Genomic DNA, 12282 nt, shown 5'->3' on the forward strand with positions numbered 1-12282 from the left:
CATAAATATTAACATATATAATCTTAATTAAATATTACTACAAAAATGCGTCAATTGTGTTACAATATTGTACAATATTATTAAGTAATTGGGCAATAAAAAATATTAGCAGGGAAAGTAAAAATTAAAGAAAATATAGAAATATATTTAAATTTTATGTTATTATTATGTGTGCTATATTTTTTTGAATTTAGTAATTTATGATTGGAAAAATATTATGATTATTAGAAATGCCTGAAATGTGATGACAGTCATAGAAAAAAATGAAGGGGGAAGCTACAATTAAAGTATGTGAAATTAAACAGTAATTTAAGCTGTGATTTACAATGTTTTGTAGCGAAATAATTAATGATTAAATTAAATTTTGATGTAAAGAGACACATTTTAAATAATGGTTTAGAAGTAATTACAATAAATAAAGATTCTCAAATTGCGGCTATAAATCTTGGCGTTAAAGTTGGTGCATTATATGAAAACATGGCTGAAAAAGGAATAAGCCATTTTATTGAACATACTGTATTTAAAGGGACGGAAACAAGAAATGATGAGCAACTTAATGAAGAATTAGAAGCTTTGGGTGGAGAATATAATGCTTATACAGATTATGATGTGACGGTGTATACAATCAGCTGTTTGATGGAAGAGTTTGAAAATGCTGTAGAACTTTTAGGAGACATGATAATTAATCCTAAATTTGAAGCAGAAGAAATAGAAAAAGAAAGAGGGGTAATTCTTTCAGAAATTAAAACGAGTAAAGATGATATTGAGGATTTTAGTTTTAAAAATGTAAATAAAATAGCTTTTAACGAAAGTCCACTTAAATATGAAGTGATTGGACTTGAGGAAAATGTATCTAGGTTTACAAGAGATGAAATAAAGTCTTACTACGATAAATATTATACTCCTAAAAATTCAGTTATAAGCATAGTTTCAGCATTAAGTCATGAAGATGCAATAAGATTAGTAGAAGAAAAATTTAAGGAATGGAATGGGGAAAAACCAAAACCATTAAAAATGATTAAAGAAAGCAATAAGGAAATAATTAAGGTTAGCTACAAAAAGGATATTGAGCAAAGTACCATGGTGTATTTATATACATTTAATGAGCTTGGAAAGGGAGAAGAGCTCCCTCTTAGAATATTGAATCACAGATTAGGTGAAAGTTCAAATTCACTTCTTTTTAGAGAAATTAGGGAAAAAAGAGGTCTTGCGTATGATATCTATACTCATCTAGAAATAACAAAAAATATAAAGACTTTATATATTTATACAGCTGTAAGTGAAGAAAATATTGATGAGACAAAGGAAGCTATTGATAAAACCTTAAAAGATATTGTAGATGGAAAGATTGAAATTGGGGATAAGGATCTACAGATAATGAAAAAAGTTCACAAAACTGCTGTAATATCAACGCTAGAGGATTCGGCAGAATTATGTAATTATATGTTGCATCAAGCACTTGAAGATGAGGATATATTTGAATTTGTTAAGGATATGGATAGACTAAATAATTTGGATACAGCTAAGATTAGTGAAGTGAGTAAAATAGTATTAAAGAATCCAACAATTCACATATTAAAGTCAAATTAAAGTAAAGGTGAAAAAGAAAAATGGCTATAATAACAAAAATAGAAGTTCAAAAGAGAAATAAAGAAAGAGTAAATTTATTTTTGGATGGTGAATATGCACTATCTATTTCAGCTGAGTTAGTATATAAAGAACATCTTAAGGCGAAGGATAATATAGATTATGATAAACTTAAACTTTTGGCTGAAAAAGAAGGTTTTGCAAAATGCAAAGAATCAGCGTTACGGATTGTGGAAAGAAATTATAAAACTGAAAAGCAAGTGAGAGAAAAATTAAAGCTTAGAGGTTATGAAGAAAATGCTATAGATTATAGCATTGAATTTCTCAAAGAATATAATTTTATTAATGATAATTATTATGCAAGTGCATTTATAAATGATAAGTCAAACTCTATGGGCAGTCAAAAAATTAAATATAATTTAATTCAAAAGGGTGTATCAAAAGAAATAATAGAAGAAGCATTAGCCAATGTAAATAAGGAAAATGAAAGAGATATAGCACTTGAGATAGCAAAGAAAAAATTAGTAGTTATAAAAAAGAAAGAAAATGATAATTATAAAATTTCAGGTAAATTATATAGATATTTAATTTCTAAGGGCTATGAAATGGACATTGTAAGCGATGTTGTAAAAGAAGTAATAAGGTTAGAAGAATAAAAGAAAATGGTTATAATTTAATATTCTACATTTTTAGTATAGATTTTTATATGAATAATTTTTTGATTTTTGGTATAATGGGATTGTAAAATAAATTAGGAAGAATAATTGGGGGGAGAGTGTGAAAGATAATAGATTTATTGTAGTTATTTCAGGAATTATTTTAGGATGTGTTCAAGCAAGTATAATTATTGCGATGCTGGTTATTCCTAATTTATCATTTAATTCTTCAGCGATTAATTCCTTTTTCAATAATAAATTAATATCTAATGAGCATAAAGGGAATTTTGTAAGTACATTTTTCAAAAATAATCAGATAAATAAAAATGGGGAACTAAAGCAAATAACTGTTTATAATGGAGTTACTGTAGATGAAGGCGTAAAGTCTAATAAAGAGATTAATAAAAAAGCAGTTGAATTGACTCAAAAGGCAAAAAGTGACAGGGAAAAAGCTAAAATTTTATATACTTGGGTTGCTAATAATGTTATGTATGATAATCAAAAGGCAAAAGAAGTATTGGAAATTAAAGATATAGATAAAATGCCTAAGAGCGGTGCTATTCCTGCATTCAAAAGTAGAACAGGAATTTGTTTTGATAAAGCATGTCTTTATGTAGCAATGTGTAGGGCTACAAATCTTAAAGTGAGATTAATTGGTGGCCAAGCATTTGATGGACAGAATTATGTAGGGCATGCGTGGAACCAGGTTTATTTACCAAATGAAGAGAAATGGATAAATGTTGATACAACTTTTGGTCAAGAAGGAGACTATTTTGATTCAAATTTATTTGATAAACATAAACAAGAAGAACTTGCAGGCGAATGGTAAAAAACGCCTATGTAGCCTTTTTATGAAATTTTGATATAATAAGGTCAATGGCTTTTTCACAATCCTTATCATTTGGGTCCATTGACCAAGCTAAATTAAAGTGGCGTAATGCAGAATCAAGGCATTCTTTCATTACATAACAATAACCTAAATTGAAGTAATATTTACTTTCACGTTTAATGGAAATTGCTTTATTCAACATTGTTATAGCAGCATTATAATTTTTTAATTTTATGAAACAAACACCGCAATTGTAGTAAGAACATGCTTCGTTTAATTTTTGTGAAGCAGATTTTTTATAACAGTTTATTGCTCTTTCATAATCTTGAATATTGTAAAGTTTATTTCCTTCATTAAAATAATTCATTTTAAACCTCCATGAAGCATAAATATTGCCTTAAAATACCTTTTAAGTATTGACGTGCTTTTAAGTATTTATACATATGGAATTATTTATTATTTTTTAAAATTAAAACATATAAGTTTTCTAATTAAATTAAAATAGCGATTGATAAATCTTAATTGTTAATACAAATATATTGAAAAATAGAGTAGGTGAGCAGAAAAATATGACAAATTATAAAATTGGTTTAGATATAGGATCAACAACAGTAAAATTAGTAGTTCTTAATAATGATGAGAAAAAATTAGCATATAGTAAATATAAAAGACACTTTTCAGATATAAGAAGTACTATTATTGATTTAGTTAAGGAATGCTTTGATGAATTAGGGGATATTAATTGTAAAATTAATATAACTGGTTCAGGGGGATTGTCTGTATCTAAATGGCTTAATCTTGGTTTTGTGCAAGAAGTAATTGCATGTTCAAAAACAGTAGAAACATTTATTCCACAAACCGATGTTGTAATAGAACTTGGTGGAGAAGATGCTAAAATAACATATTTTAAAGGTGGAATAGAGCAAAGAATGAATGGAAGCTGTGCAGGGGGAACTGGAGCTTTCATAGATCAAATGGCAGTATTATTAAATACTGATGCCATGGGCTTAAATGACTATGCCAAGGAATATACTGTTTTGTATCCAATAGCTTCAAGATGTGGTGTTTTTGCTAAAACTGATGTTCAGCCTTTGATAAATGAAGGTGCAAAGAAGAGTGATATCGCAGCATCTATATTCCAAGCAGTAGTAAATCAAACAATTAGTGGACTTGCTTGTGGGAAACCTATCAAAGGAAATGTTGCATTTCTAGGAGGACCATTATTTTTCTTATCAGAACTTAGAAATAGATTTATTGAAACTTTAAATTTGGAAGGAGATCAAATAATTGCTCCAGAAAATTCTCAATTATTTGTTGCTATGGGAGCAGCACTTTTAGCTGAAAAGGAAAAAGCTACAACTTTAAAGAGAATAGTTGAGAGAATATCAGATATTTCTAATATAAAAGATGATACTGAACAAAGACTTGATCCTTTATTTAAAAATGAAGAAGAATATAATGAGTTCAAAAATAGACATAGTAAAGATGTTGTAAAAAGAGCAGAACTTAGTCAGTATAAAGGAAAAGCATTTTTGGGAATAGATGCTGGGTCAACAACTACTAAAGTTGCACTTGTCAGTGAAAATTCAGAACTTTTATATTCTTATTACGGAAGTAATGAGGGAAACCCATTAGCTAAAGTAGTTCAAATTATGAAGGATTTGTATGAAAAGCTTCCAGAAACAGTTGAAATAGTTAAATCTACTGTTACAGGTTATGGAGAGGCCTTAATTAAGGCTGCACTTCATATAGATATTGGGGAAATTGAAACTATTGCCCATTATAAAGCTGCTGATTACTTTTTGCCAGGGGTTGATTTCATTTTGGATATTGGTGGACAAGATATGAAGTGCATCAAAATTAAAAATGGAGCAATTGATAGTATATTATTAAATGAGGCTTGTTCATCAGGTTGTGGATCTTTTATTGAAAGTTTTGCTAAATCATTAGATATGAAGATTGCAGATTTTGCCAATGAAGCTTTAAGCTCAAAAGCGCCTGTAGATCTTGGATCTAGATGCACAGTTTTCATGAATTCAAGAGTTAAGCAATCTCAAAAGGAAGGCGCAGAAATTTCAGATATTTCAGCTGGTCTTTCATACTCAGTTATAAAAAATGCTTTATTTAAAGTTATAAAATTAAGGGATGAAAAAGATATAGGTGAAAAGGTAATTGTACAAGGTGGTACCTTCTACAATGAAGCAGTACTTAGAAGCTTTGAACTTATTTCTGGAAGAGAAGTAGTAAGACCAGATATTTCAGGTCTAATGGGTGCCTTTGGATGTGCAATTATTTCTAGAGAAAGATATATTGAAGGAGAAAAATCAACTTTATTACCTAGAGACAGAATTGATCAATTTAAAATGGAAACATCTTTCGATAGATGTGGAAAATGCGGAAATAATTGTTTACTTACAATAAATAAGTTTTCAACTCAAGAAAAATATATTTCAGGTAATAGATGTGAAAAAGGTCTTGGAATAGATAAACCTAAAGAAAATAAATTACCAAATTTATTTGAATATAAATATAAGAGAACCTTTAATTATAAGCCTCTTAAAGAAGAAGAAGCAAAACGTGGGGTAATTGGTATTCCAAGAGTACTTAATATGTATGAAAATTATCCATTTTGGTTTACTTTGCTTACTAATTTAGGTTTTAGTGTCAAGTTATCGGCACATTCAAGTAAAAAAATATATGAACTTGGAATTGAAACAATTCCATCAGAATCAGCATGTTATCCAGCAAAGTTAGCCCATGGACATATTATGAATTTAATTAATAGAGGAATAAAGAATATATTCTATCCTTGTATATCCTATGAGAAGAAAGAATTTAAGGATGCTCAAAATCATTATAACTGTCCTATGGTAACATCGTATCCGGAAGCTATTAAAAATAATATGGATGAACTAAAAAATAATGATATCAATTTTATGGAGCCATTTTTATCTTTAGATGATGATAAGGAGCTTGCAAAGAGAATTGTGCAAGAATTTAAGATGTTTGATGTTTCATTAAGTGAAGCAAAAGCAGCTGTAAAAGCAGCAAGTTTAGAAAGAGAAGCATTTAAGAAAGATATACAAAATAAAGGTGAAGAAGTTATTGATTATTTAAGAAAGAATAAGAAAAAAGGAATAGTCTTAAGCGGAAGACCATACCATATTGATCCAGAAATAAATCATGGTATTCCTGATATAATAAGTTCTTTTGATATGGCAGTATTAACTGAAGACAGTGTATCACACTTAGGAGTTTTAAAAGATAAACTAAGAGTAGTCGACCAATGGATGTATCATTCAAGATTATATAGAGCAGCAGCTTTTGTAGCAGATGAGCCTTGCGTTGATATAATTCAATTAAATTCCTTTGGATGTGGATTAGATGCAGTTACAACAGATCAAGTATCAGAGATTATTTCATCAAAAGGTAAGTTATATACTGTACTTAAAATAGATGAAGGAAATAATCTTGGTGCTGCAAAAATAAGAATCAGGTCCTTAAAAGCAGCCATGGACGAAAGAGAAAGAAAGAATTATAAGCCAATAGAAGAACAAATAGTTTACAAAAATCCAGTATTTACGCCAGAAATGAGAAAAAAACATACAATCTTATGTCCTCAAATGTCTCCAATACATTTTGATTTAATAGAAACAGCTGTTAGAGAGGCAGGATATAATGTTGAGGTATTACCTTCAATGGATATGAAGGCTGTAGATGAAGGCTTAAAATATGTTAATAACGATGCTTGTTATCCTTCAATAATTGTAATTGGACAAATGATTGAAGCTCTTAAGTCAGGAAAATATGATGTGAATAATACTTCAGTTATAATTTCTCAAACTGGAGGAGGCTGCAGAGCTACTAACTATATTGGATTTTTAAAGATGGCTTTAAAACATGCAGGTTTTGAACAAGTTCCAGTAATATCTTTGAATGCAGTAGGACTTGAACAGCAACCAGGCTTTAAGATAACCTTGAAGTTAATTCATAGGGCAATCATGGCATTAGTTTATGGGGATTTATTTATGCGTGTTGTGTATAGGACAAGACCTTATGAAAAAGTTAAAGGTTCTGCAGATGAACTTCATAGAAAATGGAATGAAAAAGCTAAATTGAATTTAATAAATGGAAGTAAAAGAGAATTTAATAGAAATATTAAAGAAATTATTAATGATTTTGATAAGCTTCCATTACTAAATATTAAAAAACCTAGAGTTGGAGTTGTGGGCGAAATATTAGTTAAGTTCCATCCAACCGCTAATAATGATATTGTTGGAATTTTAGAAAATGAAGGAGCAGAAGCTGTTGTTCCAGATTTATTGGATTTCTTCTTCTATTCAGCTTTTGATGCTGACTTTAAAGCAAAATATCTTGCTGGAAGTAAGTTGTCGCAAAAATTATGTAATGCTGCAATATCGTATATGGAAACATACAGAAATACTATGAAGAAATGTTTAGAAAGTAGTAATAGATTTTCTAAACCAAAGCATATAAAAGAACTAGCTCAAATGGCTTCTCCTATATTATCTCTTGGAAACCAAACAGGGGAAGGATGGTTCTTAACAGCTGAAATGATAGAACTTATTGAAAGTGGAGCTTCCAACATAGCTTGTCTTCAACCTTTTGCATGTTTACCAAACCATGTAACAGGAAAAGGTATGATTAAGGTGCTAAAGGAAAGATATCCTGAATCAAATATTGTAGCAATAGATTATGATCCAGGTGCTTCAAATGTTAATCAATTAAATAGAATAAAGCTTATGTTGTCAGTAGCTTTTAAAAATTTAGAAGATAGAATTGATAAAAATCATAAAGTGCAAAAAGAAACTGTAGATGAAGAACTATTTCATAATGAAGTAAGCTTAACATTAGAGGAAAATATCTAATAGACAAAAAAATAAATATCTTTGATTTTTTGATAGATAGTGAATTTTAATGCAAACAAGGCCAGCTGTACAGATGTTAAAAGTATCTTTTGTATAGCTGGCTTTGTTTCTTATGAAAAAATATTTATTGCCCAGCAAATATGTTTCAAAATATATGGAAAACTATAATTATGAATTATTAAGAGAATTTTTTGAAAATTTATGTTATATTAAAATTAAGCAATATATTTAAAAGTTAAGTTGTAAAAGTTATACATGTATAGTAGAATATATATTGTTTGAAATTATAAAATATACTATATTTGTATAAAAAGAATAACATTTAACTGGACATAAATTATAATATGGAGGTTATGAATGGCCACAGAAAGTGTTAAATCAACAAAAGATGTGAAGAAAAATAAAATGTTTAAGCCTTTAGTAGTTTTTGTAGGAATATTATATATAGCTGTCTTTTTAGCTATAACTACTCCTCTATTATTACTATATGGACCATATGATAATACGAGAAAGGTATTTATATCAACTTTACTAGGTACAAGACATGCATATTTAGTAAATGATTTTATGTCTCAAGAAGAAATAAATAAAATTCTAGGTGTAAATAATCAAAAAGCAGAAGAACCTAAAGATGATACAACTAGTAATTCAGTTACTGATTTAGATAAAATAAAAGTTAAATATACTAGTGGAAATGAAATAACTAGATATGACATTCATACAGATAGATATAATGGATATGTATTAGAAATTAAAAATCCATTAGGTGTAAAAGTAGCGATGACAAAATATTTAGGGAAAATTGGACAAAAGACAAGTGAAATGGCAGAAGATCATAATGCTATAGCAGCTATAAATGGAGGAGCCTTTGTGGATGAGTCTTCAGATGGTACTCTTTATGCTGGAACTGGAGCTGAACCAGGCGGTTTTGTAATTTCAGGTGGAAATTTAATATATCCAAAGACTAATGTAAAGAGAAATAATGTTGAAAATGTTATAGCTTTTACAAAAGGCGGTCAGCTTATTGTTGGAGACCATACCCTTGCAGAATTACAAAAATTAAATGTACAAGAGGCAATGTGCTTTAGAAGACCTAACATAATAATTAATGGAAAGCCGCAAGTTAAGGATAAAATAGCAGATGGGTTAAATCCAAGAACAGCAGTTGGTCAAAAAGAAGATGGTACTGTAATATTTTTAGTTATAGATGGGAGAAAAATTACAGCGCCTGGGGCAAGTTTATATGATGTTCAACAAATAATGTTAGAGAGAGGCGCTATAAACGCAGGTGCTCTAGATGGTGGATATTCATCGACAATGTATTATAAAGGAGATGTAATTAACTCTCCAAATGCATGGGATGGTGAAAGAACTGTTGCTACAGCTTTTTATGTGGATTAGATAAAACTTTCAAAAATAACTAAATAAATTTATCCTATTTTAAGATATGTACTTTATAGGTTAAAATTTCAGAAGCACTTAGGAAAGAGGTAAGGAATGAAAAATCTCGTAAGGATATTAGCATGGACGCTTATAGCTTTAGTAATTCAACATAGTATTTTTTTATACATAGAAAATTTTTATTTGGATTCAGATGTAAAAATACAAGCTGAAAAAGTTGAAGAGAAAGAACCACCTAAAAAAGCAAATCCAAATGAAATAAATATAAAAGATGGAATAGATCAAATTTCAGTTTCTTCAGATGGTAGATTTGTAGCTTATTATGAGAACAATAAGCTTAAAGTCTTTGATAGTATTGATAATAGTGAAAAAGAATTTCAAAGTGAAGAAAACGGAGAAGTGGCGTTTTATAAATGGTTAACAAATGAAAATAGCATAATTGTGATACAAAAAGTTCAAACAAATAATGGAGCATATTATGAACCGGTATCCTTTAATGCTAAAAAAGGTGAAACAAGAGAACTAGCTGATTTTAATTTAAATGAATTGAAAATAAACATTACAAATAAGAATGACAAGGTTGATGATGTAGTGTTTTCGACAGCAACCCATACTCTTTATATTAAAATAAAAAAGGGAAATGGAAAAAGTGATTTGTATTATGCAAACATAATGAATCAATTAGAAAAAGTCAGAGCCAATAAGGATATTGGCGACATAGTGGTTCCAACAACTAGCACAAATGCAGTCATGGAAATGGGGAATGGAGTAACAATTTTAAACAGTGCTGATAATATTGAAATACCTAAAGTTCAAACAATAAGAATATTGGGTAGCGATATAAATGATAATGTTTATTTTGGTGAAGAAGTAAATGGTAAAATAGCTAAAGTGTATTATACTACTTTAAGCAATACGAAACACCAATGGAACTCATTAATATTACCAAAGCCAGTTGATAAAGCAGATATAATAATAGATTACTCAGGTAAGGTTTATGTTAATGATAAAACAGCAAATAGTGTTTTAGAACTTCTGACTAAAAAAACTATTAAATATGAAGGTCAATTGTTACAGTCATACTCTAAGGGTATTATTAGCAAGAATGATAATAAATTAATAAAAATTGAAATAGATCAAAACAAAATATCAACGAACAAGTGATGAAATTAGATATTTTAAATATATAAGTTCTAGTTAATATAGATATCCAAAGCGAGAATTAGACTTATGCAACAATTACCGAAATTAGATACATTTATCTTCCACAGGACTAGTGAAATTTTCGCTGGAAGGTTCTAAGTGGAAGGTTGCAATCATTTCTGCATGTTCCTAAAGTAAATTTATGACAAGCAGAAAATAAAACAACCTTAGAGGAAACTCGACTCACGTTCGTTCGCTGAGTAAGCGATTCACACCAAATCATAGATTTGGGTTCTCTGCTTAATAACCATCATCAGCTCAATTTCACATGCCTGCTTCCAGAAAAATGTATGTAATTTCTAGTTTAGTGTTACGATTATAATTTCTCGATAATGCATACATATTCTATTTATAAGTTTGAGTATTAGTTTGGATATCTATAGAGCTTATATATTTATCATATAAAACTTTACTAATTGAAGGGGAGTAAAAAAATGAAAAATAACAAAATCTTAACAATTAGCGTTATAACAGTAATAATTGTAGCTAGTACTATGGTACCTGCAATTCTAGGAATGTCAATAATAGTTACAGCATCAATAAGCTTAATAGCAGCAGTTGTAGCAGCTATATTTATAAGCTTAGGTATGAATCAAAATGTAAATGTTTCAGAAGTTTATAAGGAAGCACCACAAGAGGTAGTTTCTGCAGTAAGGGAAGAGCCTATAATTAATACAACTTATATGAATGAAGGTAATACAGAAGAAATTAAAGAATTAATGACGTTCCAAGAAGAAACGTTAGGTGATTTAAGTAATATTTTTAGTAATGTAATTAGTAAAGTTGAAAAGGCTGAGAATATTTTTGTAGAGTTAGACCAATCCTCAGAAGCTACAAATGACAAAGTCAATAAGCTTGCTGAAGCATTAGCTAAAACAATGTATCTTTCTAGTGTTAGCAGTGAGAGTATTGAAAATATAACTGTTGCTATGCAAAAATTAAACGATTCCAATAAAATATTAAATGAATCAGTACAGGTTGCTAATAATTACACTAAGGAAGCAACTGAAATAATTCATCTTATAGGAAATATTGCAAATCAAACTAATCTGCTAGCATTAAATGCAGCAATTGAAGCAGCAAGAGCTGGTGAAGCAGGAAAAGGTTTTTCAGTTGTTGCAGCAGAAATTAGGAAGTTGGCTGATAACGTAAAAACCGCCGTAAATAGTGTTAGTGAAATTATTAATAGTATTACAGCTTCAATAAATACAACAACAGATAATGCAAATGAAAGTGGACAACTTATTAGCGAAACAATAGATACAGTAAAAGTATCAGACGATTTGTTTAAGCAAATAGTTGGAGAAATAATTGAAATTGATGGAAATGCTACAATAGTTGGAGAATTAAGTGAAAGAAGTGAAACAGTAAAAGCTGCAATAGAAGAGATATCTGCAAGCCAACAAGAGGCATTTAATAAATTCTCCGAGATTTTGGATAAATTAGTTCAAAATATCAGAACAATGAAAAATATATAAAAAAATTAATATTATAAAGCATAAGCAATTAATTACAATTGCTTGTGCTTTTTTGTACTAAAATAAATAATTACAAAATGTGCTTTTTTTTTACAATCATGGTATACTAAATTTGTTATGCGCACACGATAACAGGATGAGCATTCCTTTTGAGGAATTATAATGATTTTTTATTCTTTAGGAAATTATATTGTTGGACAATCTGTGGATAACTTTTGAAACAGACTAATCAACTAGAT

The 12282-nt window shown here is 29.0% G+C and carries 8 protein-coding genes; 7 read left to right on the forward strand and 1 reads right to left on the reverse strand.

What is annotated here, in order from left to right; genetic code table 11:
* Positions 1–348: 348 nt before the first annotated feature.
* The 3 genes from L3B98_RS26945 (at position 349) to L3B98_RS26955 (ending at position 3072) form a co-directional block, all read left to right on the forward strand.
* A complete protein-coding gene (locus L3B98_RS26945) occupies positions 349–1590 on the forward strand; it encodes a pitrilysin family protein (RefSeq protein ID WP_238918968.1) in 1242 nt (413 codons plus the stop codon).
* A 20-nt stretch (positions 1591–1610) separates the two neighbouring features.
* Positions 1611–2243 (forward strand): recombination regulator RecX, encoded by a 633-nt coding sequence (gene recX, locus L3B98_RS26950; protein ID WP_238918969.1) that lies wholly within the window; start codon positions 1611–1613, stop codon positions 2241–2243.
* Between the two features lie 121 nt (positions 2244–2364).
* Positions 2365–3072: a transglutaminase-like domain-containing protein gene (locus L3B98_RS26955; protein ID WP_015394242.1), complete on the forward strand. Its 708-nt coding sequence runs from the start codon at positions 2365–2367 to the stop codon at positions 3070–3072.
* A 7-nt stretch (positions 3073–3079) separates the two neighbouring features.
* On the opposite strand, the gene L3B98_RS26960 is transcribed toward L3B98_RS26955, so the two are convergent.
* Positions 3080–3439, reverse strand: coding sequence for a tetratricopeptide repeat protein (locus tag L3B98_RS26960; RefSeq protein ID WP_015394241.1), 360 nt, complete (start codon positions 3437–3439; stop codon positions 3080–3082).
* A 202-nt stretch (positions 3440–3641) separates the two neighbouring features.
* On the opposite strand from L3B98_RS26960, the gene L3B98_RS26965 reads away from it, so the two are divergent.
* The 4 genes from L3B98_RS26965 to L3B98_RS26980 all read left to right on the forward strand — a co-directional run bounded on the left by L3B98_RS26965 (position 3642) and on the right by L3B98_RS26980 (position 12043).
* The gene (locus L3B98_RS26965; protein WP_238918974.1) at positions 3642–7961 is read left to right on the forward strand and encodes a 2-hydroxyacyl-CoA dehydratase; all 4320 of its coding nucleotides are present in this window, start codon (positions 3642–3644) and stop codon (positions 7959–7961) included.
* A gap of 357 nt (positions 7962–8318) precedes the next feature.
* Positions 8319–9362 (forward strand): phosphodiester glycosidase family protein, encoded by a 1044-nt coding sequence (locus L3B98_RS26970; RefSeq protein ID WP_238918970.1) that lies wholly within the window; start codon positions 8319–8321, stop codon positions 9360–9362.
* Positions 9363–9458: 96 nt separating this feature from the next.
* On the forward strand, positions 9459–10526 hold the full coding sequence (locus L3B98_RS26975; protein WP_238918971.1) for a hypothetical protein: 1068 nt from the start codon (positions 9459–9461) through the stop codon (positions 10524–10526).
* Between the two features lie 473 nt (positions 10527–10999).
* The gene (locus tag L3B98_RS26980) at positions 11000–12043 is read left to right on the forward strand and encodes a methyl-accepting chemotaxis protein (protein ID WP_238918972.1); all 1044 of its coding nucleotides are present in this window, start codon (positions 11000–11002) and stop codon (positions 12041–12043) included.
* Positions 12044–12282: the final 239 nt, after the last annotated feature.

This window comes from Clostridium sp. YIM B02555, assembly GCF_022320955.1.
Lineage (GTDB): Bacteria > Bacillota > Clostridia > Clostridiales > Clostridiaceae > Clostridium > Clostridium saccharoperbutylacetonicum.